Consider the following 24067-nt stretch of genomic DNA (forward strand, 5'->3'; position numbering starts at 1 on the left):
CTCAGGTGGTGCGCGCGGTGAGCATGAAAAGCGCTGGCGCGGCCAATATCATCAGCAGCCACAGCCAGTTGCCCGTGGTCACCGCGAGCACCACCGAGAAGACCACGGCCGCCCCGGCCAGCACCACCAGGCGCGGCAGCGGGTTGACCGGGGTGACCTCGGCCGGGGGCGGTGTGCTGCCCGGCAGGTCGGCGAACAGTTCGGCCAGTTGACTCTTGCTGGTCGCGGCCGCGACGGCCGCGCTGAGTTCGTCGAACTCGGCCAGGCTCAACCGTCCGGTGCCCAGGTGGTGGGTCAGCTCGCGCATCGCGCGCTCGCGGTCGGCGAGACTGGCCGGAAGACCCGCGGATTCACCCATGCCGGAAGGATAGGCGCAGCGGCGGAACCGGGCGTCGGATGGATTTCCAGAGGCGGGAAGAACGGCTGGTGGGCGCGCCCTCGGGAGGCCGCGTCGCAGCACGCCAGTGATGTTTGCTGAAATGTCGCCAGAGACCGGTCGGTCGTCCCGGCAATGGCCGCGCACCGGCGGTCGTCACGTGTTGCGATGTGGTTTCCTTGAGGTATGACTGCGGGTGTGGAATACACGATCGACGAGCTGGCGCGGGAGGCCGGTACGACCGTGCGCAGCCTGCGCGTTTACCACGAACGCGGTGTGCTGCCGCCCCCGCAGGTCAAGGGGCGTACCGGGTTCTACGGTGCCGACCACCTCAATCGGGTGCGCACCATCAGCAGGTTGCTCGATCGTGGGATCAAGCTCAACGGCATCAAGGAATTGCTCAACGCCTGGGACCGTGGCGACGACCTGGGGGACATTCTCGGTGTCGGCGAGCCCGGCGCGACCGAGCCGCTCGTCGTGGACGCCGGGGAAACGATCGCGGCGACCGAACTGGCGGAGCGCTATCGCGACGTGCCCAACGGTCTGGCCCGGGTCGTCGCCGCGGGTCTGTACGAGCCCGTCGACGCCGCGACCTACCGGATCGCGGACCGCCGTCTGACCCAGAGCCTCGACCAGATGGCGGCCGCGGGCATCCCGGCCGACGAGGTCCTCGGCGAGTTGGAGAAGCTGCGTGCCGACGCGGAGCGGATCGCCCGCCGCTACGTGGACCTGTTCCGGCGCACCGCGTGGGCGTCGTTCCAGGACTCCGAACGCGGTCCGGCGCAGGTCGCCGAGCTCGCCCAGCGCCTGGCGGCGACCAGGCCGGTCCCGGCGGAGACCACCGCCGAACTCGTGAACCGGCTCGTCGCAAGGTATCTCGACCAGGACGCCGAGCTGGCCGAGGCGCTGCCGGAAGCCTGATCCGACCGCCTGGCGTCGCCGACCGAAGAATTTCTGTTTCAGATTCCCATCATTGGCGATACGTGGCGGTAACGTGCCGTTGATCAACGGTATATTGGGACCATCCGGCGCGCGATCGCGGCGCCGAGTCGCCTGACATCCCCTACTTAGGTATGTCTGCGGGCAACCTACCGATGCGCCGAAGTGTCGCTCCCCCCGACAATCTGAATGTCGCACAAGGGCAGCAGATGGGTGTGGGCACATGGGAAGCGTGACACTGTGGATGCAGATGTCGCTCGACGGCTTCGCGGAAGGGCCGGATCAGGAGGTCCACTGGCCGGTGGTGGACGAGGAACTGTGCGAGTCGTTCCTGGACGAATTGCGCTCGGCCGACTTGTTCCTCTACGGCCGCAAGACCTACGAGATCATGGCGTCGTTCTGGCCGACCGCCGACGTGGATCCGGCGATCTCGGAGTTCTACGTGGACTTCGCGCGGTGCTGGAAAGAGACGCCGAAACTGGTCTTCTCGCGCACCATGGCCTGCGCGGGGTGGAACACCCGCGTGGTCAGGGAGGACCTCGTCGAGGAGGTCACGGCGTTGCGCGCGCAGCCGGGATGCGACATGGTCCTGTTCGGCGGCGCGGAGACGGCGTCGGCGTTCATGAAGCACGACCTGATCGACGAGTACCGGTTGTTCGTGCATCCCATCCTGCTCGGTGGCGGGATTCCGCTGTTCCCGACGCCCGCGGTGGTGTCGGGCTTGCAGCTGGTGGACGTGATGACCTTCGACAGCGCGGTGGTCCAGATGCACTACCAGCAGATGGCCTCCGCCAGGTAGGAACCGGCGCGGGAAGCGCGTACCGGACCGGCGACCGCGCGAGCGGACGGCTTCACCGTCGACGTAACCTCTGATTGTCGAGCGCTTTGCCGCGTCGTCGGCTAACTTTCGTTTTATGTCCCTGGTTCAGGCACGTGGCGACGTGCTGCCTGCATCCACCAGTGAATTCGTCGGCCGGGAAACGGAATTGGACCGGCTGGGCACGCTGCTGGACGGCGGCGCCCGCCTGATCACCCTGGTCGGCCCGGGCGGGATCGGCAAAACCCGATTAGCCGCGGAGGCCCTACGCCGTGGCGCCCGCGTGCGGGGCAGGCCGGTGTACTGGGCGCGATTGGCCGGGCTGGAGGCCGACAGCACCGCCACCGCGCAGGACGTGATGCAGTCGGCCGTGTGCGCCGATGCCGGTTCGCCGCCGGCCCGCGACGCGCTGGTGCGCACCTTCACCAGCGGAGACCGTCGCACCGAGCGCGCCGTGCTAGTTCTGGACAACTGCGAACACCTGCTCGGCGCGGTGGCGGCGATGATCGCCGAGTTGCTGGAAGGCACACCGGGACTGACCATCCTGGCCACCAGCCGCGAACCGATCGGCTGGGCCGACGAGTACATCCTGCCCGTACCGCCGCTGTCGCCGCGGCAGTCGCTCGAATTGTTCCGGCAGCGGGCCGAACTCATCGGACGCGCGATCCCGGACGAGCGTGAGGCGACGGCCGTTGCCGCGCGGATCTGCCGCCGGGTCGACCACAACCCGCTGTTCATCCGACTTGCCGCGGCGCGCCTGCGGCATCAACCGCCGATCATGGTGCTGCACGAACTCACCGGCGACGCGGATGACAAGCGGTTGCACTGGACCCACGGAGCACGTGCGGGCGCCGAGCGGCGCCACCGCGGCGTCTACGACGTGATCGCGTGGTCGTTCGCGCTGTGCGGGGCCTCCGAGCAGTTGCTGCTCGAGCGGCTGTCGGTCTTCGCCGCCGGATACGAGACCGACGACGAGTCGCTGCGCGGGGGCATCGACCTCGACGCCGCGATCGCGGTATGCGCCGATGACGACCTGCCCGCCGGTGAGATCGAACATCTGCTGGAGCGGCTCACCGAACAGTCGCTGTTGTCCGCGCACCTCACCGCGACCACGGTCAGCTGGTACCTGGTGGGCAGCGTCCGGGTGTTCGCCAGGGAGCGGCTGTGCCGCCGGGGCCGCGCCGAGCTCGACCGGCTCGCCGGACGGCACCGCCGGTATCTGCGGGACAAGGTGGTCGCCGGACAGGCCCTCTGGCTCGGTCCGCAGGATCAGACCTGGCTGGCATGGGCGCGGTCGGCGTGGAACGACATCGTGCTCGGCATCGAATCCGGGTTGGCGGACCCGGCCGAAGCCGTGGTCGCCCTCGAGATCGCCACCGTCCTGCTCTCGATGAAGGTGCCGTACGTCAAGTCCGGCGCCGGCGCGCTGACCCGGTTGACCGAACGCGCGCTGGAGGCCACCCGCGGCTCCGGCCCCGGCACCTCCGGGCTCGCCGACCTGGCCACCGCTCTGCTCGGCTGGAACTCGCTGTGGCAGGGGCGGACCGATCACATCCCGCAACTGCTCGCCGACCGCGCGGCCCTGCCGTCGGATGCGGGCCCGCGATACACCGACACAGATTTCGGGCTGCCCGCGCCGGTCGAGTGGATGTGGGGCCTCGAACTGATGCTCGTGCGCGGCGACCGGCGCGCGATCACCATCCTCACCCGGGCCCGCCACAAGTTCGCCGAACAGGGCGATCGCATCGGCGCGGAGCGCAGTGACGTGTTCGTGGTGTTCTGCGCCGCTCTCGTCGGCGACCGGACGCAGGCGCTGGAGCACACCGCGCGGTTCCTGGCGCGGTCGGCATCGTCGGGCTCGACGTTGTCGCGAGCCTGGGCCGAGATCGCGCGCGCGGTGGCGCTGGCCAAGCACGGGTCCGCCGCCGAGGCGCTGACGCTGACCCATGGTGTGCTCACTCGGCACCGCGGTGAGCAGGACACTTGGACGGCGAGCTGGGCGGTGGGCGCGCACATCGTCGCGCTGGCCCAGGTCCTGCTCGCGCAGCGCGCCGAGGGCCGCGATCGTGCCGCGTGCACCGACACCGCGACGGAGATCGCGTATCTGGTCGGCAGTTTCAAGACGCGGCAGCGTTCGATGGGCATCTCCGTCGAACGCGTTCCATTGATCGCCGCCGAACTCCGCGGCGCGGCGGAGGCCGCCCGCGCGGTGCTCGGCGACCGGGCCTATGCCGCCGCCGAGCGCAGAACGCGACTGCGGCCCGAACTGGACGCACTGTGGTGTTCCACCGCGGATCCGGTCCCGGCCTCCCGGCGCCCGGATCGCCCGGCGGCCTCCCGGCCGGTGTCGCGGCGGCCCGCTTCCCGCTGGAACGATCTGTCGGACGCCGAGCGCGATGTCGCCGTCTTCGCGGCGGCCGGCTGGCCCAACAGCGCCATCGCCGGGCGGCGGCGCAGCTCCATCCGCACGGTCGACGCGCAGGTCGCCGCCATCCGGCAGAAGCTGGAGATCGCCTCGCGCGCCGACATCGCGGCCCACATCCCCGACGAGCTCGCCGATCGGGTGCGCTACGAATCCGAGCGGCGGCCCAGCCGGCGCCGTCGAGGGGGGAGCCGGGATCGATAGACGACTGCCTCCCCGGCGACCGGGCCGGAGGCGTGCGAAACCCTTCCCCCGGCCGCGCCCATTAGGCTGCTCGAGCGGTGATTGTCTGGATCGGTAGGTGCGTCGGCATGTCGGAGGTGAACAGCGGTGGTGACAACGGTCCCGCCGCGCCCGTCGAGTTCGTGGGCAGGCATGCCGAACTGCGGCGGATAGAAGCCCTGCTGAGCTCGTCCAGCGCCCGGTTGATCACCCTGGTCGGGCCCGGCGGCATCGGCAAGACGACGTTGGCGGTGGAAGCCGTACGGCGCTATCGCGGCGCGGCGCGGCACCCGGTGTATTGGACGCGCCTGGCCCGGCTGGTGCCCGGCGCGGAGACCGGGGCGGTCGCCGAGGAGGTGCTGCTGTCCGTCGCGAAGAACGGCATCGCGGGCCGCTCCGCCTGGGACGGCTTGGTGGAGATCTTCGCCGACGGTCTCGCCGATGGCGAGACGCACCGGACCATCCTGGTGCTGGACAACTGCGAACACGTGCTGGCCGGAGTCGGCCCGCTGATCATCGGACTGCTCCAGGCGGCCCCCGGCTTGACCATCGTCGCGACCAGCCGGGAGCCGATCGGCTGGATCGACGAGCAGCTGGTAGCCGTGCCTCCGCTGTCCAGCGTGCACGCCCTCGAACTGTTCCGGCGGCGAGCCGAGCGCACCGGGCGGCCGATCTCCGAGGATCCGGGCCAGCTCGCCATCGCCACCCGCATCTGCGGGCACGTCGACAACAACCCGCTGTTCATCCGCCTGGCCGCGGCGCGGCTGCTGCACCGGCCACCGGCGATCCTGTTGCGCGAGTTGTCCGGTGACACCGACGATCGCCGCCTGCAGTGGACGCACGGGGCCAGAGGCGGCATCGGCGAACGGCACCGCAGCGTGCGTGACGTGATCGCCTGGTCCTACGGCCTGTGTACCGCGTCGGAGCAGTTGCTGCTGGACCGCTTGTCCGTGTTCGCCACCGGTTGCGACGCCGAGGACGACGAGACGCCGTGCGGCGGGGCCGACGTGGACGCGATCGTCGCGGTGTGCGCGGACGCGACGTTGCCCGCGGAGCGAATCGAGGGGCTGCTCGAGCGCCTGGTGGAACGCTCGCTGCTGTCGGCCCGTATCACCACCTCGACGGTGCGCTACTACCTGTTGGAAAGCGTTCGGGTGTTCGTGCGCGACCGGCTGTCGGCCCGCGGCGATCACCTGGACGAGGCGCGGCTGTTCGCCCGGCATCGGCGGCACTATCGCGACCGCGTGGCGGCGGGCCCGGCCACCTGGTACGGCCCGCGGGAGCAGGAGTGGATCGCCTGGGCCCGGGCGGCCTGGGACAACATCCTCATCGCCGTCGAGACCAGTCTCGCCGATCCGGAGGAGGCCGTGGTCGGGCTGGAGACCGCCGCGACGCTGATGGCGTTGCGCGTGCCGTTCATCACCGGGTCCAACCGCGCCATCACCAGCCTGACCGAACAGGCGCTGGAAGTCACCGCGCAGGTGGAGCCGCCGCCGACCCGGCTGCGGATCAACGCGACCGCGCTGGTGGGCTGGATCGCCATCTGGCAGGGCAGACACGCCTATACCGCGCAGTTGTTGGACGAATGCGCCGCGGAGTGCCTGTCCGACGCGGAACTTCGGCGCGGCTGGCGGGAGACGACGGCGACCGATGTCGGCCTGCCCGCCGCGGTGGAGTTCACCTGGGGACTCGAACTGCTGCTGATCCATCTCGACATCCGGGCGGTGGACGTGCTGGCCAGGGCGCGCAGGAAATTCGCCACCTTGGGCGACCGGGCCGGAGAGCAGCGCAGCGAATTGTTCGAGGCGCTCACGTACGCGAACCTCGGTGACGCGGACGTCGCGCTCGGGGCCGCGCGCAGGCATCTGGACCGGGCCGTCGCTTCCGACGCGGGCTGGGCGACCTCATGGGCGGAGCTGGCCTGGATGATCGCGGTGTCCCGGCACGGCGATCCGCGAGAGGCGGTCACGCTCGGGCGGTCCACCCTGGAACGCCTGCTGATCACGGGGGACACCTGGACGGCGGGCTGGGTCGCGCATTTCATGATGATGGCGCTGACCTACCTGCTGTCCGCCCGGATCGAGGCGGGGGACACCGACAGCGCCGAAGCGATCGCCGCCGCCACCGAGATCGCCCATCTGCAAGGCGGGATCGCTACGCTGCACCGCTCCATGGGCATCGTCGCAGACCGGGTGACCCTGGTGGCCAGGGGCACCGCTCAGGCGGTCGCGGCGGTCACCGCGGTCCTCGGCGCTGAGGCGCACGAAGCGGCGGTTCAGCGCGGCGCCCGCCTGCGTCCCGAACGCGACGAACTGCAATTACTGCTGCTGGGCAGGTTGCCCGCCGATCGGCTGCTGCCTGCGCGGCGGTCGCAGGCCAGGTCGACGGCCTCGCGCTGGGACGAGTTGACGCCCGCGGAACGCGAGGTCGCCGTGCTGGCCGCCGCGGGCTGGGCCAACAGCGCCATCGCCGCGCGCAGGGGCAGCTCGATCCGGACGGTCGATGCACAGGTGGCGACCGTACGCAGAAAGCTGATGGCGGCTACCAGGGCCGACATCAGCTGGCACGTACCGGATCACCTCGAGGAGCGGATCCGGCTGGAATCGGAGCGAAGGCCCGCGCGAACGCGAACACGCCCGTAACCGCGCGGCGGTCACGGGCGTGCCGGTAGGAAGGTCGGTCAGGCGTCAGGTCAGCGAGCCGTCGTAGCACAGGCTCGACGACCGCCAGGAATGCTGCGGCCCGGTGCCGGGATCGAAGGCCCACTGGTCGATCGATCCCGCGGCCTTCCACCACACGGAGCCGCGTCCGTCCGAGACGACCTGGTAGACGTCCTCGGAACCCTCGATGAGCTGGCTTCCGACGCAGTAGTCGTTGTATTCCGTGCCGTACTGGCGGGCGCCGGGGCTGAACAGGCCCGCTGGGTGGGTGTACGCGCCCGGGTTGGGCACGGTGCTGGCCTGCCGCACATTGTGTCCGCGGTGCCAGTAGGGCGCGCCGACCCCATCGGTGCCGCAGGTGAAGGTCGAGCCCCCCGCGACGACGGTGGTGCCCTGGCCGTAGGCGCCACCGGCCCAGAGGCAGGCAGCGCCCTGAGCCTCGGCGGTGCCCGCGCCGAGGCTCAGGCCGCCCGCCGCCACCGCTGCCGCCGCCAGCAGGGTGAGCGTCCGTGCCGTGCCGCGCTTGTCGTTACACGCGGTCGTCCGGCGAAGCCCGTTAATGTTGATCATTGGTGTTTCTCTTTCGTGCGCTATCCCGGCCGGAGTGGATTTCCGGGATTGGTGATACTTCAAGTAATGTGCCGCTAGACAGCGGTACGATCAGTCCAGAAGGACGTCGCGGAAGATTGTGGGTGCGAGTGAGTGAGCCGGTCCGGCGATCACTGGCACCAGCGGGCCTGCGGGCGGCAGACGGTGTAGCCGCTGCCGTCCGGGCGGGCGACGCGCGACCAGCTGGGGCTGACGGAATTGTTGCCCGTGGTGGTGTCGGCCGGCGCAGGGGTGCTCTGGCGCTGGTGGTAGTCGCGGATGGCGTCGTCGTGCTCGTCCGCGCGGAGCGGGTCGTTGTCGCGGTGGTTGTAGCCCATCGGGTCGATCTGGTGCCAGCCGTTGGTGTCGCCGGTGCCGTTGCGCGGGTCGGAGGGGCCCGAGTGCGACTCGGCGCCCGCGATGCCGACGGCGCCGGCGGTGAGGATGCCGACGATCGCGGTACAGGCGAGCAGTCGCCGTGCGGCGGAGTTGGTCGTGGCGGTCATCGTAAGTCTCCGTTCGGAATTCGAGCCGTGCGCGGCGACACGGTTCGAGCGGCGGCGGTGCGGCGAACGTCGATGGTCGGGGTTGCCGCGCGAGGTGGGGGCGGGGAAGGGATCGGGGCGGCATCCGTCGCGGACGTCTGGTCCGCGGGCCGGTGCCGGTCGGCTCGGTCCCGGTTGTCGGGATGGGAAGAGCCCGGCCTGTCGTCTCCGTGGCGGCCCGGGTCTGCGGGGCGCGGTGCCGCGACGATCGCGTCGGGCCCGGCCAGCGCTTCGGCCGGCGCCGGGGTTTCCGGCGTGGCCGCTATCGCGCTCACGATCAGCGGGCGGACGAGCCAGGTCTGTGTCCGTCGCTGGTGCGGCGTGATGCCGGTCATCGTTCGCGTCCGTTCATCTCGCCACCTCGGGATCGGAGATCGGCCCGGTGTGGTCCGATCGGCAGGTCCCTATCTATCGTGCCGTTGGATAACGTCACATTAATCGACGGGTCGATGCCTTGTCGAGTGCTTTCCCATACTTGGGAAGAACTGCGGAGTTTCCGGCGTGGGTCGGCGTCTTGACCAGGGGTGATGCCGACCGCCTGTAACCCGGGGGCTTTGCGAAACTTGCTCGACGCGATGCTTTTTCGGGACGGTGCGGCCTTCCGGCGGGCCGGGTAGGGGGCGCGGCAGTGATGCGGCGCTCTCGCCGAAAGTGACGTGGGTAGCACGACCGGCCGGGGCACGGGGGCTGTGTCTTCGTTGCACTCACCACGCCAGGGCCGTGCTGACCGCGGAGGTGGAGCCGGCATGCGCGCGGGATGTGGGGGCGAATGAAGGGCAGCGGCAGTGCCGCGCGGTTCGCCGCTGTGGGCTGATGAACGGGCTGCGACGGAAAGCCCTTCGCGCATACACGAAAAGGGCGCCTGCCGCGATGGCAGACGCCCTTTTAGGGTTGCTGGATCAGGCCTCGGTGACCGCCGCGTATGCCGGGGCCCCTGAACCCGTGGCCGCCGCGGGCGCGCGGCTCGGCTTCGCGGCGGCGGGGTCGCGGAACGGGGCTTCGATCACGGCGCGCTCCTGCCACAGGTAGTACAGCGCCATGGCGAAGATGCTCGTGCCGATCACGTTGGCCAGGAAATGCCACCAGATGCGGTAGGTCGACGCACCGGCTCCCGGGTCGAGCAGGCCGAAGAAGGTCGACAGGCCGATCGCTTTGGTGCCGAAGGCGACCGTCAGGGTGAGCGCGAGATGCTCGAGTCCGTGGATGCCCTGCATCAGTACGCCCATGCGGCCCCACTTGCGCGCCTTGCTCTCCAGGGCGTGGTGGGTGACCAGTGCGACACCGACCAGTCCGGCGAGGAAGTGGAAATTGCCGACCAAGTGCAAGATTTCCATCCCGAGCGACGGCTTCATATGGTTGACCTGGCCGAATCCCTTGGCCAAGCCGGTGCCCCACGGCGTCATCCACGCCGGTGAGTTCGGGTGCTGGATCCAGTATCCGACCTGTGCCACGTGCTCCTGGAAGTGACCTATCTGGGCGATGACGCCCAACGCGATCACACCGAGCGCGGTGCGGAACATCCATGGTCGCAACGGTTTGCGCATCGCGATGGCGAGCACGCCGACGGCCGCCCACATGACGACCATCCAGGCCACCATCAAGATCGCACCTAGGATTTCGAACCCGGTCGCCTCGGCTGTGTGGTTCATGGGGAACCGCCCTTCTGCGCGCCCTCCGGCAACGGCGACGGATGGGGGGAGTTGCTTCGGAAACGCGCGGAACGCGTTGTTCGCAAGATACAAGGTCGTGCGGGCTCGTGTCCGAGATTTCCGAATGTCCTGGTACCTGCGACAATTCGATTCGAGTCATACTCAACGCGTATAGCGCGAGTTCACGATGGTCGCAGAAAGCCTTCGACGATGCGGTGGGCGCGGTCGGCGGCCTCCGGATCACCGATCCGCAGCGCGGTATTCGTCGCGCAGAGCACCGCATCGATCTGGAAGGCGACCAGATCGGCGTCCAGTTGAGGGATCTCACCGGCGGACGCCGCCGCGCGCAGCTCCCGCGCCAGCAGCCGAACCCACGCTCCCTGATCGCGGAGCAGGGCGTCGCGCACCGGGCCCGGCTTGCTGTCGTGCTCGGCCATGGTCGCGACGCGGAAGCATCCGCCCGCGAACAGCGGCGTCGTGGCATAGACCATCCAGTGCTCCACCAAGGCCCGCAGACGGGCGACGCCGTGCGGCGCGGACCGTGCGGGTTCGACGACCGCTTCCACGAAGCGGTCGCGTGCGTGATCGATGGTGGCCAGCTGGAGTGCTTCCTTGGTGCGGAAGAGGGTCTGGATTCCGGCCTTGCTCAGACCGGTGTCTTCGGCCAGCCTGCCGAAACTCAGGCCGTCCAATCCGTCGAGCGAGGCGATGTCGACCGCATGCCGCAGCACCGTGGCACGCGTCTTCGCACCGCGCAACAGGCGCTTGTCGGTGATCTCGGCGGTTCGCTGACCACTTTCCATACGGTCGATCGTACTTTCTGCCGCCGGGTTCGTGGGGCTCAGTTCCGCTGGTAAGGCCAGTTCCAGTCGGCGACCTCGGGGAGGTCCTCGCCGTGTTCCCTGGTCCACGCACGGGCCGTCCACCGCGCGTCGACCATCTCTTGCCGCAGCCCCGCGGCCCGCTCGCGCAGGGACGGCACCCGATCGATCACGTCCATCACCAAGTGGTAGCGGTCCAGATCGTTCAGCATCACCATGTCGAACGGCGTGGTCGTGGTGCCGCGCTCCCGATAGCCGCGCACGTGCAGTTCGTCGTGGTTGGTGCGCCGATAGGTCAGCCGGTGGATCAGCCACGGATAGCCGTGGAAAGCGAAGATCACCGGCCGGTCCTGGGTGAAGAGCGTGTCGAACTCACTGTCCGGCAGGCCGTGCGGGTGCTCGTCCTGCGTTTGCAGCCGCATCAGGTCGACTACGTTCACCACCCGGACGCGCAGGTCGGGCAGACGTTCGCGCAGGATCGCGGCCGCGGCGAGGGTCTCCAGCGTCGGTATGTCTCCCGCGCAGGCGAGCACCACGTCCGGCATGGTGCCCACCTCGTCGCCGTGGCCCGCCCACGGCCAGATCCCGATCCCGCGTGCGCAGTGCTCGGCGGCCTCGGTCACCGACAACCAGTCGGCCTGCGGCTGCTTGCCCGCGACCACCACGTTCACGTAGTGGCGGGAGCGCAGGCAGTGGTCGTAGGTGGACAGCAGCGTGTTCGCGTCCGGCGGCAGGTACACCCGCACGATCGAGGCCTTCTTGTTCAGCACCACGTCCAGGAATCCGGGGTCCTGGTGGGTGAAGCCGTTGTGGTCCTGGCGCCACACGTGCGAGGACAACAGGTAGTTCAGGCTGGGGATCGGACGCCGCCACGGCACCGCCGAACTGGCGTCGAGCCATTTGGCGTGCTGGTTGAACATGGCGTCCACGATGTGGATGAACGCCTCGTAGCAGGTGAACACGCCGTGCCTGCCGGTCAGTAGATAGCCCTCCAGCAGTCCCTGGCACATGTGTTCGGACAGCACCTCGATCACCCGGCCGCCGCGGTCGAGTTTCTGGTCGCGGCGGTCGATCTCCGCCTGCCAGTTGCGGCCGGTGACCTCGAGGATGTCCTGCAAGCGGTTGCTGGCCAGCTCGTCCGGCGCGAAGATGAGGAAGTTGTCCGGATTGTGCCTGGTGACCTCACGCAGCCAGCCACCGAGCACCCTGGTGGCCTCGTGCCGGGTCGCGCCCGGCGCGGTGACCTCGACGCCGAAGTCGCGCCAGTCCGGCAGGTACAGATCGCGCAGCAGCGTACCGCCGTTGGCGACCGGGTTGGCGCTCATCCGCCGTTCGCCGACGGGTACCTGAGCGGTCAGCTCCGGCACCGGCTTGCCGTCGTCGTCGAACAGTTCCTCCGGACGGTAGGAACGCAGCCACTGTTCCAGCACCGCGCGGTGGTCCGCGTCGGTGCGCGCGCCCGGCAACGGCACCTGGTGCGCGCGGAAGGTGCCCTCGACCTGGTCGCCGTCCACCACCGGCGGACAGGTCCAGCCCTTCGGTGTGCGCAGCACGATCATCGGCCAGCTGGGCCGTGCCCCATCGGCGCCGTCGCGTGCGGCGCCCTGGATCCGCCCGATGCGTTCCATGCTCGTGTCCACCGCCGTGGCCATCGCCTGGTGGACGGCCGCGGGATCGTCGCCGGCGACGACGATCGGCTCGTAACCGTAGCCACGCAGCAGCGACAGCAACTCCGGCTCCGGGATGCGCGCCAGGATGGTCGGATTGGCGATCTTGTACTCGTTCAGCGCCAGGATCGGCAGCACCGCGCCGTCGCGCGCCGGATTGAGGAACTTGTTCGCATGCCAGCTCGTGGCCAGCGGACCCGTTTCCGCCTCGCCGTCGCCGACCACGCAGAACACGGTGAGATCGGGGTTGTCCAGGGCGGCGCCGAACGCGTGCAGCAGCGAATAGCCGAGTTCGCCGCCCTCGTGGAAGGAGCCCGGCGTCTCCGGTGCGCAGTGACTCGGCACCCCGCCGGGAAAGGAGAACTGGCGGAACAGCGCGCCCATCCCCGCGGCGTCCTGCGGAATGTGGCTGTAGACCTCGGAGTACGTCCCCTCCAGCCAGCCGCACGCGTTCGGGCCCGGACCGCCGTGCCCGGGGCCCGCGACGAAGACGGCGTTCAGGCCGCGTTGCCGGATCGCGCGATTGGCATGCACCCACACGAGATTCAGGCCGGGCACCGTGCCGAAGTGCCCGAGCAGCCTGGGTTTGACGTGCTCGGCGCGCAGCGGTTCGCGCAGCAGCGGATTAGCCGTCAGGTAGATCTGGCCGACCGCGAGATAGTTCGCGGCGCGCCACCACGCGTCGATCGCCGCCAGCTCGTCGCGTGCCAGTGGCCCCGGCACGTCCGCCAGCCGGTAGGGACGCGGTGCGACGGTCCGGCCGCCGGTGCTGCCGACGTTGTCCGCCGAAGTATCGCCACCCGCACTCGCCATGTGGGTCATGTGCCGACTCTCCTCACGCTCATGGCATCGGGGACGGCGGCGCCACGACCGGCCGCCGTCGCGGTCCTGCGAAGGTTGCCGATCGGAATCGACAACGCCGGATGGAGAATTCACCGCCAGCCTAGCCGCAGCGGGCCGCGCGGCGGTCCGAGCGTGTCGCGGGAAGCTCGTCCCACCCGGGGCCCGTTCGTGGTCTAGGGTCCGCGGCATGCACATTCTCGGCAGGATCATCGGTATCGGCGCCGTCGCCGCGACCACCATCGTGCTGGCGGCCTGCGGCTCGGACGACGAGTCCGCTCCCGCCGTCTCCACGACGCGGACCACCGCGGCGGCTGGGCCTTCCGCGCAGCGCCCGGCTACCCAGAGCAAGGGCCGCGAGTGCACCGCCGACGACATCCGCGTCACCGGAGATTTCGGCGCCGCGCCGAAGATCACCCTCCCCGACAACTGCGACCCGCCCAAGCAGCTGATCGTCAAGGATCTGAAGGAGGGCAGCGGGCCCGGCGCCGCGCCCGGCCAGCAGCTGACCATGAATTACGCGCTGGTCACCTGGTCGGACAAGAAGACGCTGGACAGCTCGTTCCAGCGCGGCAAGCCGTTCCAACTCACCCTCGGCGGGGGACAGGTCATCCCCGGCTGGGATCAGGGACTCGTCGGCGTCAAGGAGGGCGCGCGCCGCTTGCTGATCGTGCCGCCGGAGCTGGGCTACGGCGCGGGCGGGCGTGGCATCGCCCCGTACGAGACGCTGGTATTCGTCACCGACGCGGTCTCGGTGGGGAAGTAGCCCGGCCGCTCGCGTCGCCCGCCGGGCACCGCCGGATGCAGGTCCGCTCGGCCGGTCAACTAACCTGGTCGGGATGCGTGGCGTACGCCGCACCCCTCGTCGTCTCGGCCGAGGCCGGGACTCCGGTTCGGATCGGCGCCGGTGGGGGAATGCGGCAGCCGGCGTAGGGCCGCCTCGCCCGCCGTTCCGATCCCGGAATGCCGGGGGCGGGGCGCCGCAAGACGAACGTCAACCAGTACGAACAACGAACAAGGAGCATGTCCGTGAAGAGCACCGTCGAGCAGCTGAGCCCGACCCGGGTCCGGATCAACGTCGAGGTGCCCTTCGAGGAGCTGAAGCCGGATTTCGACCGCGCGTACAAGGCACTGGCCAAGCAGGTCCGCATCCCCGGCTTCCGTCCCGGTAAGGCGCCAGCGAAGCTGCTCGAGGCCCGTCTCGGCCGTGGCGCGATCCTGGAGCAGGTCGTCAACGACGCGCTGCCCGGTCGCTACAGCGAGGCCGTCACCACCTCCGAGGTGAAGGTCATCGGTCAGCCCGAGATCGAGATCACCAAGATCGAGGACGGCCAGGAGCTGGCCTTCACCGCCGAGGTCGACGTGCGGCCGGAGATCACGCTGCCGGACTACGCGAGCATCGCGGTCACCGTCGACGCGTTCACCGTCGGCGACGAGGACATCGAGGAGCAGTTGCAGTCGCTGCGCCAGCGCTTCGGCACCCTGACCGGGGTGGAGCGTCCGGTGCAGGACGGCGACTTCGTCTCGATCGACCTGTCGGCGACCGTGGACGGCCAGGAGGTGGCCGAGGCCGCCACGACCGGCCTGTCCCACGAGGTCGGTTCCGGTCAGCTCATCGAGGGCCTGGACGAGGCGCTGGTCGGATTGTCGGCGGGCGAGTCGAAGGAGTTCACCTCGAAGCTGGTCGCGGGCGTGCACGCGGGCAAGGACGCGGTCATCACCGTGACCGTGCAGACCGTCAAGGAACGTGAGCTGCCCGAGGCCGACGACGAGTTCGCGCAGCTGGCCAGCGAATTCGACACGCTGGAGGAGCTGAAGGACGATCTGCGCGGCCGCGTCGAGCGGGTCAAGAAGGTGCAGCAGGCGGGCGAGATCCGCGACAAGGTGCTGGACACCCTGCTCGAGCAGGTCGAGGTGCCGCTGCCCGAGGCCGTGGTGAAGGCCGAGATCGACGCGGTGACCCACGACGCGGTGCACGGCTTCGACCACGACGAGGCCAAGTTCGCCGAGGCGCTCGAGGCGCAGGGCAGCACCCGCGAGGAGTTCGACGCCGACACCAAGCAGGCCGCCGAGAAGTCGGTCAAGACCCAGCTGCTGCTGGACGCGATCGCCGAGGCGGAGGGCACCCAGGTCGGCCAGGAGGAGCTCACCGAGCGGATCCTGTTCCAGTCGCAGCGCTACGGCCTGTCGCCGGAGCAGTTCATCCAGCAGGTGCAGCAGGCGGGCCAGCTGGGCGCGATCTTCGCCGACGTGCGGCGCGGCAAGGCGCTGGCGGGCGTGGTCGGCCAGGTGACCGTCACCGACTCCGCGGGCAACTCGGTGGACACCACCGAAATGTTCGGCGCCCCCGCCGATTCCGCCGACGAGGACGCGGCCGTCGAGACGGCCCCGGCGGACGCCGAATAATTCCATGGAATGTCGGCGTGATCGACGCCCGCGAGGTGCGCTGATTGCGCTGTGAGCGAAGAAAGGGCGGTACCGGGAGTTCGGTGCCGCCCTGCTTCGTTAATGTTTGTGACGACAAGTTGGATGGCCATGTCCGACCGGGTGCGGCATATCCAACCAGTGATGGCTATGTGGCAATCCGCAACGAGCCGGCGAGAGAAGGCAGGTATCCGTGACAATCAACCAGGCAGGGGTCATGACAACCGCGACTGCTGGTCTCAACCTCAGTGATTCGGTGTACGAGCGCCTGCTGCGTGAGCGCATCATCTTCCTCGGCACACAGGTCGACGACGACATCGCGAACAAGCTGTGCGCGCAGATCCTGCTGCTCTCGGCGGAGGATCCCACCAAGGACATCTCGCTCTACATCAACTCGCCGGGCGGCTCGGTGACCGCGGGCATGGCCATCTACGACACGATGCAGTTCGCCGAGTGCGACATCGCCACCTACGGCATGGGCCTGGCCGCGTCCATGGGGCAGTTCCTGCTCACCGCGGGCACCAAGGGCAAGCGCTACGCGCTGCCGCACGCGCGGATCATGATGCACCAGCCCTCGGCGGGGATCGGCGGCTCGGCGGCCGACATCGCGATCATGGCCGAGCAGTTCGCGCACACGAAGCGTGAGCTGAACGAACTGCAGGCGCAGCACACCGGCAAGTCGGTCGAGCAGGTCACCGCCGATGCCGACCGCGACCGCTGGTTCACCGCGGCCGAAGCCCTGGAATACGGCTTCATCGACCACGTGATCAGCCACGCGAATCAGGCCAACGGCGCCAAGAAGTAACGCACCGGATCACCCACAGGCCCCCGGACACCTCGAACGTCCGGCCGCCGCACCGACTTTGGAGACGAAGATGGCCAATTCGATCGACCCGCGCGCCGGCCTGTCCGGCATGGCACCGCAGAGCCCGCAGGCGCGCTACATCCTGCCGTCGTTCATCGAGCACTCGAGCTTCGGCGTAAAGGAGTCCAACCCGTACAACAAGCTGTTCGAAGAGCGCATCATCTTCCTCGGCGTGCAGGTGGACGACGCCTCGGCGAACGACATCATGGCGCAGCTGCTGGTGCTGGAGTCGCTGGACCCCGACCGCGACATCACCATGTACATCAACTCGCCGGGTGGCTCGTTCACCTCGCTGATGGCCATCTACGACACCATGCAGTACGTGCGCGCCGACGTCGCCACCGTCTGCCTGGGCCAGGCCGCCTCGGCCGCCGCCGTGCTGCTGGCCGCGGGCACGCCGGGCAAGCGCGCCTGCCTGCCCAACGCGCGCGTGCTGATCCACCAGCCCTCGCTGGAGGGCGGCATCCAGGGCCAGGTGTCGGATCTGGAGATCCAGGCCGCCGAGATCGAGCGCATGCGTCGCCTGATGGAGAGCACGCTCGCGCGGCACACCGGCAAGGACGCCGACACCATCCGCAAGGACACCGACCGCGACAAGATCCTGACGGCCGAGGAGGCCAAGGAGTACGGGATCATCGACACGGTGTTCGACTACCGGAAGCTGAGCGCGCAGAAATAAGGCGCGAATCGTCGTTTCCGGCCGGGGCCGGGACGGCGGGGGCGAATTGCCGATCCCGGGGCTGTTCGCTCTAAATTGCTTTGTGACAGGGAATTCCGGCCGGGAAGTACGCAACGGGGCATACCGCCCGGCCGGGCCGCCCTCGCGCCGCCGCGGTTCGAGAATTTGTTCGAACCGACGGCGCCGCGCGGCGGGCGGTGCGGAGGTATGGCTCGTGACGACTCGCACAACCCGCGCGAGAAACATGCGCGAGTTGTCGACCTCCATCCCGAACACCGGGTACGGTCAACCTAGGGACCTTTGCTCCCGGTTGACGGCACTGCCCCACCGGCCACGAAATCAGCCGATGCGTTTGCGGCTGCGAAAGTGGTGGACAGCTGGCAACCTGGACGGACGGTTGCACGCGGACAAGGAAGTAGGGACCCACGAGATGGCGCGCATCGGAGATGGCGGCGATCTGCTGAAGTGCTCGTTCTGCGGAAAGAGCCAGAAGCAGGTCAAGAAGCTCATTGCGGGACCAGGGGTGTACATCTGCGACGAGTGCATCGATCTCTGCAACGAGATCATCGAGGAGGAACTCGCCGAGTCCAGCGAGGTCAAGCTCGATGAGCTGCCCAAGCCCGCCGAGATCCGGGATTTCCTGGAAAACTACGTGATCGGCCAGGACACCGCCAAGCGCACTCTCGCGGTGGCCGTCTACAACCACTACAAGCGCATCCAGGCCGGTGACAAGGGGCGGGACAGCCGCGGCGAGACCGTCGAGCTGGCCAAGTCCAACATCCTGATGCTCGGTCCCACCGGTTGCGGCAAGACCTACCTCGCCCAGACCCTGGCGAAGATGCTGAACGTCCCGTTCGCCATCGCCGACGCCACCGCGCTGACCGAGGCCGGGTACGTCGGCGAGGACGTCGAGAACATCCTGCTGAAGCTGATCCAGGCGGCCGACTACGACGTCAAGCGCGCCGAGACCGGCATCATCTACATCGACGAGGTCGACAAGATCGCCCGCAAGAGCGAGAACCCGTCGATCACCCGTGACGTGTCCGGCGAGGGCGTGCAGCAGGCCCTGCTGAAGATCCTGGAGGGCACTCAGGCGAGCGTGCCGCCGCAGGGCGGGCGCAAGCACCCGCACCAGGAGTTCATCCAGATCGACACCACCAACGTGCTGTTCATCGTGGCGGGCGCCTTCGCCGGTCTGGAGAAGATCATCTCCGACCGCACCGGCCACCGCGGCATCGGTTTCGGCGCCGAGGTGCGGTCGAAGGCCGAGATCGACACCACCGATCACTTCGCGGAGGTCATGCCAGAGGACTTGATCAAGTTCGGCCTGATCCCGGAGTTCATCGGCCGCCTGCCCGTGGTCGCGTCGGTGACGAACCTGGACAAGGAATCGCTGGTCAAGATCCTCTCCGAACCGAAGAACGCGCTGGTCAAGCAGTACGTCCGGCTGTTCGAGATGGACGGGGTCGACCTCGAGTTCACCGACGACGCGCTGGAGGCGGTCGCCGACCAGGCGATTCTGCGCGGCACCGGCGCGCGTGGCCTGCGGGCGATCATGGAGGAAGTCCTGCAGCCCGCGATGTACGACATCCCCAGCCGCGACGACGTCGCCAAGGTCGTCGTCAACGCGGATACGGTCAACGACAACGTTCTGCCCACCATCGTGCCGCGCAAGGCGCAGCGGCCGGAGCGCCGGGAGAAGTCGGCGTAATTCGGGTGTGGCGACCCGTCGCAGGGGGTACTCCTCGGTGAGGGTTGAGCAGACAGCCTAGTTCCGGCGTTTTTCTCCGGGGCGCATCATTGAACCCGCGAGCAAGCCCGTTTCCGAGATTGCTCGCGGGCGACTGGACCGAGGTCCTCATGTCGACAGGCTTGGCCAACCCCACGTACGTTCTCACCGCCGCTCGCAATGCCGATCACCCCGCCGAGCGGCTCAAGATTTCGGTCACAGTGCCGAGCGACTCGGTCACGCTGTGCGCGCTCGCGGGCGAAGTCGATCATTACACCGTCGAAGTGTTTCGACGCAGGCTGATCGGCTCGCTGGGCACGGCGGCGCCTTTGGTGGTCGTAGATCTGTCGAAGATCACGTTTTTCGGCGTCGCCGGGTTGCACGTCCTGGTCGACGCGCGGTCCATGCTGGCCCAGACCGGCCGTAGGATGCGCCTGGTGACCGGACCCCGGTGTGTGGACCGGCTGCTGGAGCTGGCGGGAGATCTGGCGCGCTTCGAGACGATGTCGAGTCTCGCCGACGCCGTGCTCGACGCGGCCTGACGCGGCCGGGGTCGATACCATCGGGGCATGTTCGCCAACCGGCGCTTGGAGCGCAAGGTCGACGCCCTGCACGCCAAGCTCGACCTGATCATGACCCATCTGGGCATCGAGGCGCAGGCAGCGGCCGTGCCGCCGCGTGCCGTGCCTGCGGTCCCGCGCGGCGACGGCATGGCCGAGATCGATGCGCTTCTGGCGCAGGGCAAGAAGATTCACGCGATCAAGCGGTATCGCGAACTCACCGGGTGCGGCCTGAAAGAGGCCAAGGAAGCGGTCGAACGCCGGTATCCGTACTGATCACCGGGGCGCGAGCACAGGGCCCGACGGCTCGCGCGCCGGCGCGGAAGTAGAGCGGGCATTCTTCGACGACTTGCCCCGCACCGCAGGCTGATAGGTCTAGCTGTGTGCGCCCTGCACCACGGGGGTGTGCAGATCCACTGGGAAGTCGGCGTCCGCGCTGGACAGGCTGTCCGCCGCGGAGCGTTCCGGCAAGGGGTCGCGCCCGGTCGGGTCGGGCAAGCTCCGCACCTGCTCGGTGGCATAGCCGATCGCGCGTCCGTATCGCGCGCTCGCGGCATCGTGGATGAGCAGGGCGACGCCGATCATCACCGGGGCGACACCGTGCACGGCGGCGTCGAACCATCGCCCGGCGCTCACGTATGGGTAGGTGTTCAGTCCGACGGTGAGCGCGAGCAGGGCCATTTCCGCCGCCGCCACTTGGCTCCGGTTGTCCAGCACGCCCCATTCGGTGACCTTGTTCGTGCCGATCATGATGATGATCAGCGACACGCTGATCATCGCCTCGAGCAGGTAGCTGAACCAGTACAGTGGGTCGTCCGGGCCACCTGGGGCGATGTTGTGCTGAACGTTGACCGCCGACCACAGCATTCCGGCGGCGACCACGCCGGCCAGCGCGCCGAGCGACCAGGAGCGGTGCCGGTACAGCGACGCCAACCTGGCGTGCGGGCTGGACGCGCGCCGCTGCGCGGCAATCGCCTTGCGCGCCAACAGCAGGTCCCTGATCTCGGCCTTCTCGATGGCCTCCGCGGTGTGCCGCGCCCGGTCGGAGGCCGCGGCGCCCGCCTCGGCGTGCTTCCAGCGCTGTTCGCGGTCCTGGGTCCGGATCCGTTCGGCCAGTTCGCGTTCAGCGAGCAGTTCCTCCTCCGACAGCGCGCCGGTCAGAGCCGGGTCGAACTGGTAGGCGAGACGGCCGCGGGCCTTCTCGACTCGTCTCGCCAGCCGTGCGACGTCGTCGTCCGGGGTCTGTTCGTCGAGCATGCGGCTCCAAACGGTCGGGCGGAGGGGAACTCGAGAAACCGAAGACGCCGTTACCCCGCACCGAAACTCGCGAAGGTAGCCCGCCGGCCGCGGCACGGCCAGGCGACGTCAACACCTCTTATTCTTAGTGCATTCCGGGCCGTAACGACAGCCCCGGGTGAACGCGGCGCCGAAGTACCAGGTCGGATCGCACCATTCCCGCAGCGCCGCGGCCCTTTTCACGACCAGGGCACCCGGCACGAATCGGTGCTGAAACCCTGCGCCGTGATCCCGAGCGCCGAATTGAACCGGGCGCGTGAGTTTTCCAGCGCGATCTGATAGCTGAGCTCCACCACACCCGCTCGGCCGAAGCGCCGCTCCAGGTCGGCGACCTGTTCGTCGGTGACCGTGGTCGGCGTTGCGGTCATCGCGTCGGCGTAGGCGATGGCGGCGCGCTCGTCGTCGGAGTACAGCGGCGAGGTCGCGTAGTCGGCGATGTGTTCCAGCCGCGCGACGTCCAGCTCGCCCAGGCGCATGAGCATGGCTCCGAAGTCGACGCACCACGAACAGCCGATCGTCCACGCCGTGCGATACACCGCGATCTCGCGGATGACGGCGGGCAGGGCGGTGCTGGCCTTGCCGACCATGGTCTCGTGGACCGCGCTGGCCCTCAGCAATTTCGGATGGTTGGCGGTGACGGCGAAGGGCTCCGGCACTTCGCGGAAGCGGCGCTTGGCCAGCCGGTAGAGCAGCTTGGTCGTCGGTCCCGCGTGTTGCGGGGTGACGGCGGCGATACGGGTGGCGCTCATGTCGATCTCCTTCGATCAGCGGATGTGGTTCCTACTTCTCGGACGAGAGACCGTGCCGGAATGTGATGGGGCCGCGATGTGACCTGGCGCACCCGGCCGCCGCGCGCGCTACTCGGGCTCGACCCGCATGTCCTCCTGGCTCCAGTAGGCGCGCATCCCGGTGATCCGGCCTTCTTCGTCGAACTCCATCACATCGATCGGTGACAGGACGAAGCGCTGTCCGCCGACCTTGGTGACGATGGTGAATGGGAACGCGGCCTGATTGCCCGCGATTCTCACGTCCTCCGGCCGCAGCTCGGTCTCCCGATCCAGTGCGGCGATCACCTCGTAGAACTCGCGGATGGCCTCGTGGCCGCGCTTGGGTGGAGTGCCGACGGGGTCCTCCACGATCGCGTCGGGCGCGTACAGGGCGACGATGTCCTCGGTCGGCCCCGAGCCGACCAGCTTGACGTATTGCTCCACCACGTCGCGAATCTGTTTGGCCATCGAGTCTCCTCTGAAATGAAACGTGTTCTAATTTGTAGCCTAGCGCGTTCGGACGCCCGATTCGATCCCTTCCGCTTCGTCCAGCACGACGATCCGTACTCCGGTGGCGAGCAGTGTGGTGGCCGACAAGCCGAACAGGGTGCGGAAAGCGTCGCTGAAGTGTGAGGGGCTGGCGAAGCCCGCGTCGGCCGACGCGGCGGTGAGGTTCGCGCCCTCGGCGAGCGCGCGGCCGACGCCGAGCATCCTGGCCCACAGCCGGTACCGCCGGAACGAGGTGCCCGCCTGGGCGGCGAACAGATGCAGGAAGCGCGACTCCGACAGGTGCGCGGCCGCGGCGAACCGGGCGGCGGTGAACTCCCGCGCGGGATGGGCGAGGAGGGTCGCCATCGCCTCGGCTACCCGGTCGTCCGGCGTGGGGACCGGCCCGGCGCCGATGAGTTCGGCCAGCGAGCGCGGATCGGGGCACGTGCCGCTCGCAGCCGTGGCGAGCGCGGCTTCCGCCCGATGGCCGAGTCCGAATTCAGCGTGCCACCGGATCATCCGATCCCGGCAGGCTCGGGCGCCCCGCGACCCCGGATCCAGATAACAGAACATCATCTGGTCGCCGCCCGCGACGACGCGGTGCACCCGGCGCGGCGGGATCAGCGCGCTGCGCACGGTGTGCGTGACGGCATCGGTCGCGAGTGTGAACGGCGCGTCCAACCCAACGGCCAGACAGTTCACGGCGGTGGAATGCGCGTCCGGACGCAGGGACGGTCCGCGATAGATCGCCTGCCCAGGCCATAGCCACAGAATCGCGGACGCAGTCGTCCCCGGCGGAGTGCTCGGCTCCATGCCGTCATGCTGTCACGGGCCGTGCGAACCGCGATATTTTCTGTTGTCCGGGGTGAAGGCTCCGCTCGGTGTGACCCGAGCGGGCCCGGGGGATCGCCGTTGATCCCCCTTGGTTCGCCGTTGAACCAGACCCGCGTTCGGTATTTGCTGACTCTGTCGGTAACGGCTCATCCCGCGTTACCGTGCGGCGACGGCCGCTTCGGAGTAGTCGCCGTCCCGGCGCACCGCTTCTGCTCGGGGTTCTCGGTACGTGTCGTCCGACGCGACGATCCGTGCGAGGGACAGCTCCGTGACGTGGTGTTCCTTTCGTCCTATTCGTCTGTAGCCCGTCGGCCGTCCACTGATTCCGACGGCGCGAACCGGGGAAATTCATCGTCATTTCCGCAGTTCGTGCCCGGTGTGTCGAGCTTGCGCTCCCGGTGCCGTGCTGTTTACTCGGTCCGGTCAACCAGATGTTCGAGTGACGAGTGGAAGCGGAGGAGACATGGCACTGCCTACCATGACCGCAGAGCAGCGCACCGAGGCCTTGGCCAAGGCGGCTGCGGTCCGCAAGGCACGCTCCGAACTGATCGGCAAGGTGAAGGCGGGCAAGGTTTCGGTCGCGGATCTGCTGAAGAAGGCAGACTCCGACGAGCTGGTGAAGAAGACCAAGGTGGCCGCGGTGATCAAGGCCCTGCCCGGTGTCGGGCCGGTGAAGGCCGCGAAGTTGATGGACCAGGCGGAGATCCCGGAGGATCGCCGGATCGGCGGGCTCGGTGCGCGTCAGCGCGCGGCACTGCTCGAAGCGCTGAAGGACTGACGGTCGGGGAATTCGCCAAGTCGCGGCGTCATCCGCGGATCCACCGGATCACGCCCGTGGTGATCTCCCACGGGCGTCCCGGACTCTGCTGCCGGGTTCG

The 24067-nt window shown here is 68.8% G+C and carries 22 protein-coding genes; 12 read left to right on the forward strand and 10 right to left on the reverse strand.

Annotation, left to right across the window (positions count from 1 at the left end):
- Position 1: 1 nt before the first annotated feature.
- Positions 2–358, reverse strand: a complete 357-nt coding sequence (locus ACIHAX_RS11950; protein ID WP_356966539.1) for a DUF1707 domain-containing protein — start codon at positions 356–358, stop codon at positions 2–4.
- A gap of 204 nt (positions 359–562) precedes the next feature.
- On the opposite strand from ACIHAX_RS11950, the gene ACIHAX_RS11955 reads away from it, so the two are divergent.
- The 4 genes from ACIHAX_RS11955 (at position 563) to ACIHAX_RS11970 (ending at position 7418) form a co-directional block, all read left to right on the forward strand.
- On the forward strand, positions 563–1297 hold the full coding sequence (locus tag ACIHAX_RS11955; RefSeq protein ID WP_355072219.1) for a MerR family transcriptional regulator: 735 nt from the start codon (positions 563–565) through the stop codon (positions 1295–1297).
- A gap of 241 nt (positions 1298–1538) precedes the next feature.
- Positions 1539–2114, forward strand: coding sequence for a dihydrofolate reductase family protein (locus tag ACIHAX_RS11960; RefSeq protein WP_355072221.1), 576 nt, complete (start codon positions 1539–1541; stop codon positions 2112–2114).
- 115 nt (positions 2115–2229) lie between these two features.
- A complete protein-coding gene (locus ACIHAX_RS11965) occupies positions 2230–4758 on the forward strand; it encodes an ATP-binding protein (RefSeq protein WP_397277238.1) in 2529 nt (842 codons plus the stop codon).
- Positions 4759–4865: 107 nt separating this feature from the next.
- Positions 4866–7418: a hypothetical protein gene (locus tag ACIHAX_RS11970; protein ID WP_355072225.1), complete on the forward strand. Its 2553-nt coding sequence runs from the start codon at positions 4866–4868 to the stop codon at positions 7416–7418.
- Positions 7419–7463: 45 nt separating this feature from the next.
- Here ACIHAX_RS11970 and ACIHAX_RS11975 read toward each other — a convergent pair whose 3' ends face one another.
- From ACIHAX_RS11975 to ACIHAX_RS11995, 5 genes are all read right to left on the reverse strand, one after another.
- On the reverse strand, positions 7464–8006 hold the full coding sequence (locus tag ACIHAX_RS11975; RefSeq protein ID WP_355072227.1) for a hypothetical protein: 543 nt from the start codon (positions 8004–8006) through the stop codon (positions 7464–7466).
- 149 nt (positions 8007–8155) lie between these two features.
- Positions 8156–8530 carry a hypothetical protein gene (locus ACIHAX_RS11980; protein ID WP_364431897.1) on the reverse strand — a complete coding sequence of 125 codons (375 nt, stop codon included), beginning with the start codon at positions 8528–8530 and terminating at the stop codon, positions 8156–8158.
- Between the two features lie 938 nt (positions 8531–9468).
- Positions 9469–10218 carry a DUF6008 family protein gene (locus ACIHAX_RS11985; RefSeq protein ID WP_364431900.1) on the reverse strand — a complete coding sequence of 250 codons (750 nt, stop codon included), beginning with the start codon at positions 10216–10218 and terminating at the stop codon, positions 9469–9471.
- A 182-nt stretch (positions 10219–10400) separates the two neighbouring features.
- The gene (locus ACIHAX_RS11990) at positions 10401–11021 is read right to left on the reverse strand and encodes a TetR family transcriptional regulator C-terminal domain-containing protein (protein ID WP_364431903.1); all 621 of its coding nucleotides are present in this window, start codon (positions 11019–11021) and stop codon (positions 10401–10403) included.
- Positions 11022–11059: 38 nt separating this feature from the next.
- Positions 11060–13528, reverse strand: a complete 2469-nt coding sequence (locus tag ACIHAX_RS11995) for a phosphoketolase family protein (protein WP_364431906.1) — start codon at positions 13526–13528, stop codon at positions 11060–11062.
- A 208-nt stretch (positions 13529–13736) separates the two neighbouring features.
- Between ACIHAX_RS11995 and ACIHAX_RS12000 the strand changes: the two genes are divergently transcribed.
- From ACIHAX_RS12000 to ACIHAX_RS12030, 7 genes are all read left to right on the forward strand, one after another.
- Positions 13737–14312, forward strand: a complete 576-nt coding sequence (locus tag ACIHAX_RS12000; RefSeq protein ID WP_355072237.1) for an FKBP-type peptidyl-prolyl cis-trans isomerase — start codon at positions 13737–13739, stop codon at positions 14310–14312.
- A gap of 263 nt (positions 14313–14575) precedes the next feature.
- Complete coding sequence (gene tig, locus ACIHAX_RS12005) at positions 14576–15952, forward strand: trigger factor (RefSeq protein WP_397277243.1); 1377 nt, start codon at positions 14576–14578, stop codon at positions 15950–15952.
- Positions 15953–16187: 235 nt separating this feature from the next.
- Positions 16188–16775 (forward strand): ATP-dependent Clp protease proteolytic subunit, encoded by a 588-nt coding sequence (locus ACIHAX_RS12010; protein WP_355072241.1) that lies wholly within the window; start codon positions 16188–16190, stop codon positions 16773–16775.
- A gap of 70 nt (positions 16776–16845) precedes the next feature.
- On the forward strand, positions 16846–17514 hold the full coding sequence (locus tag ACIHAX_RS12015; protein ID WP_355072243.1) for an ATP-dependent Clp protease proteolytic subunit: 669 nt from the start codon (positions 16846–16848) through the stop codon (positions 17512–17514).
- A gap of 430 nt (positions 17515–17944) precedes the next feature.
- Positions 17945–19225, forward strand: coding sequence for an ATP-dependent Clp protease ATP-binding subunit ClpX (gene clpX / locus ACIHAX_RS12020; RefSeq protein WP_195131826.1), 1281 nt, complete (start codon positions 17945–17947; stop codon positions 19223–19225).
- Positions 19226–19374: 149 nt separating this feature from the next.
- Positions 19375–19785, forward strand: a complete 411-nt coding sequence (locus ACIHAX_RS12025; protein WP_364431915.1) for an STAS domain-containing protein — start codon at positions 19375–19377, stop codon at positions 19783–19785.
- A 27-nt stretch (positions 19786–19812) separates the two neighbouring features.
- Positions 19813–20079 carry a ribosomal protein L7/L12 gene (locus ACIHAX_RS12030; protein WP_355072247.1) on the forward strand — a complete coding sequence of 89 codons (267 nt, stop codon included), beginning with the start codon at positions 19813–19815 and terminating at the stop codon, positions 20077–20079.
- 99 nt (positions 20080–20178) lie between these two features.
- Here the strand turns inward: ACIHAX_RS12030 and ACIHAX_RS12035 are convergent, their stop codons facing one another.
- From ACIHAX_RS12035 to ACIHAX_RS12050, 4 genes are all read right to left on the reverse strand, one after another.
- Positions 20179–21060 carry a hypothetical protein gene (locus ACIHAX_RS12035; RefSeq protein WP_364431919.1) on the reverse strand — a complete coding sequence of 294 codons (882 nt, stop codon included), beginning with the start codon at positions 21058–21060 and terminating at the stop codon, positions 20179–20181.
- Positions 21061–21278: 218 nt separating this feature from the next.
- Positions 21279–21848 carry a carboxymuconolactone decarboxylase family protein gene (locus ACIHAX_RS12040; protein ID WP_355072251.1) on the reverse strand — a complete coding sequence of 190 codons (570 nt, stop codon included), beginning with the start codon at positions 21846–21848 and terminating at the stop codon, positions 21279–21281.
- A gap of 108 nt (positions 21849–21956) precedes the next feature.
- Complete coding sequence (locus ACIHAX_RS12045; protein ID WP_356966518.1) at positions 21957–22334, reverse strand: nuclear transport factor 2 family protein; 378 nt, start codon at positions 22332–22334, stop codon at positions 21957–21959.
- A 39-nt stretch (positions 22335–22373) separates the two neighbouring features.
- Positions 22374–23168 carry an AraC family transcriptional regulator gene (locus tag ACIHAX_RS12050; protein ID WP_355072255.1) on the reverse strand — a complete coding sequence of 265 codons (795 nt, stop codon included), beginning with the start codon at positions 23166–23168 and terminating at the stop codon, positions 22374–22376.
- Between the two features lie 484 nt (positions 23169–23652).
- On the opposite strand from ACIHAX_RS12050, the gene mihF reads away from it, so the two are divergent.
- Positions 23653–23967, forward strand: a complete 315-nt coding sequence (mihF, locus tag ACIHAX_RS12055; protein ID WP_039796616.1) for an integration host factor, actinobacterial type — start codon at positions 23653–23655, stop codon at positions 23965–23967.
- Positions 23968–24067: the final 100 nt, after the last annotated feature.

Origin of the sequence: Nocardia sp. NPDC051929 (genome assembly GCF_044548645.1) — a bacterium.
Lineage (GTDB): Bacteria > Actinomycetota > Actinomycetes > Mycobacteriales > Mycobacteriaceae > Nocardia > Nocardia sichangensis.

What these genes read in the sequence shown, in the direction of transcription:
- ACIHAX_RS11950 (WP_356966539.1), bottom strand. Translation starts at nt 358, where the DNA reads ATGGGTGAATCCGCGGGTCTTCCGGCCAGTCTCGCCGACCGCGAGCGC.
- ACIHAX_RS11955 (WP_355072219.1), top strand. Translation starts at nt 563, where the DNA reads ATGACTGCGGGTGTGGAATACACGATCGACGAGCTGGCGCGGGAGGCC.
- ACIHAX_RS11960 (WP_355072221.1), top strand. Translation starts at nt 1,539, where the DNA reads ATGGGAAGCGTGACACTGTGGATGCAGATGTCGCTCGACGGCTTCGCG.
- ACIHAX_RS11965 (WP_397277238.1), top strand. Translation starts at nt 2,230, where the DNA reads ATGTCCCTGGTTCAGGCACGTGGCGACGTGCTGCCTGCATCCACCAGT.
- ACIHAX_RS11970 (WP_355072225.1), top strand. Translation starts at nt 4,866, where the DNA reads ATGTCGGAGGTGAACAGCGGTGGTGACAACGGTCCCGCCGCGCCCGTC.
- ACIHAX_RS11975 (WP_355072227.1), bottom strand. Translation starts at nt 8,006, where the DNA reads ATGATCAACATTAACGGGCTTCGCCGGACGACCGCGTGTAACGACAAG.
- ACIHAX_RS11980 (WP_364431897.1), bottom strand. Translation starts at nt 8,530, where the DNA reads ATGACCGCCACGACCAACTCCGCCGCACGGCGACTGCTCGCCTGTACC.
- ACIHAX_RS11985 (WP_364431900.1), bottom strand. Translation starts at nt 10,218, where the DNA reads ATGAACCACACAGCCGAGGCGACCGGGTTCGAAATCCTAGGTGCGATC.
- ACIHAX_RS11990 (WP_364431903.1), bottom strand. Translation starts at nt 11,021, where the DNA reads ATGGAAAGTGGTCAGCGAACCGCCGAGATCACCGACAAGCGCCTGTTG.
- ACIHAX_RS11995 (WP_364431906.1), bottom strand. Translation starts at nt 13,528, where the DNA reads ATGACCCACATGGCGAGTGCGGGTGGCGATACTTCGGCGGACAACGTC.
- ACIHAX_RS12000 (WP_355072237.1), top strand. Translation starts at nt 13,737, where the DNA reads ATGCACATTCTCGGCAGGATCATCGGTATCGGCGCCGTCGCCGCGACC.
- ACIHAX_RS12010 (WP_355072241.1), top strand. Translation starts at nt 16,188, where the DNA reads ATGACAACCGCGACTGCTGGTCTCAACCTCAGTGATTCGGTGTACGAG.
- ACIHAX_RS12015 (WP_355072243.1), top strand. Translation starts at nt 16,846, where the DNA reads ATGGCCAATTCGATCGACCCGCGCGCCGGCCTGTCCGGCATGGCACCG.
- clpX (WP_195131826.1), top strand. Translation starts at nt 17,945, where the DNA reads ATGGCGCGCATCGGAGATGGCGGCGATCTGCTGAAGTGCTCGTTCTGC.
- ACIHAX_RS12025 (WP_364431915.1), top strand. Translation starts at nt 19,375, where the DNA reads ATGTCGACAGGCTTGGCCAACCCCACGTACGTTCTCACCGCCGCTCGC.
- ACIHAX_RS12030 (WP_355072247.1), top strand. Translation starts at nt 19,813, where the DNA reads ATGTTCGCCAACCGGCGCTTGGAGCGCAAGGTCGACGCCCTGCACGCC.
- ACIHAX_RS12035 (WP_364431919.1), bottom strand. Translation starts at nt 21,060, where the DNA reads ATGCTCGACGAACAGACCCCGGACGACGACGTCGCACGGCTGGCGAGA.
- ACIHAX_RS12040 (WP_355072251.1), bottom strand. Translation starts at nt 21,848, where the DNA reads ATGAGCGCCACCCGTATCGCCGCCGTCACCCCGCAACACGCGGGACCG.
- ACIHAX_RS12045 (WP_356966518.1), bottom strand. Translation starts at nt 22,334, where the DNA reads ATGGCCAAACAGATTCGCGACGTGGTGGAGCAATACGTCAAGCTGGTC.
- ACIHAX_RS12050 (WP_355072255.1), bottom strand. Translation starts at nt 23,168, where the DNA reads ATGGAGCCGAGCACTCCGCCGGGGACGACTGCGTCCGCGATTCTGTGG.
- mihF (WP_039796616.1), top strand. Translation starts at nt 23,653, where the DNA reads ATGGCACTGCCTACCATGACCGCAGAGCAGCGCACCGAGGCCTTGGCC.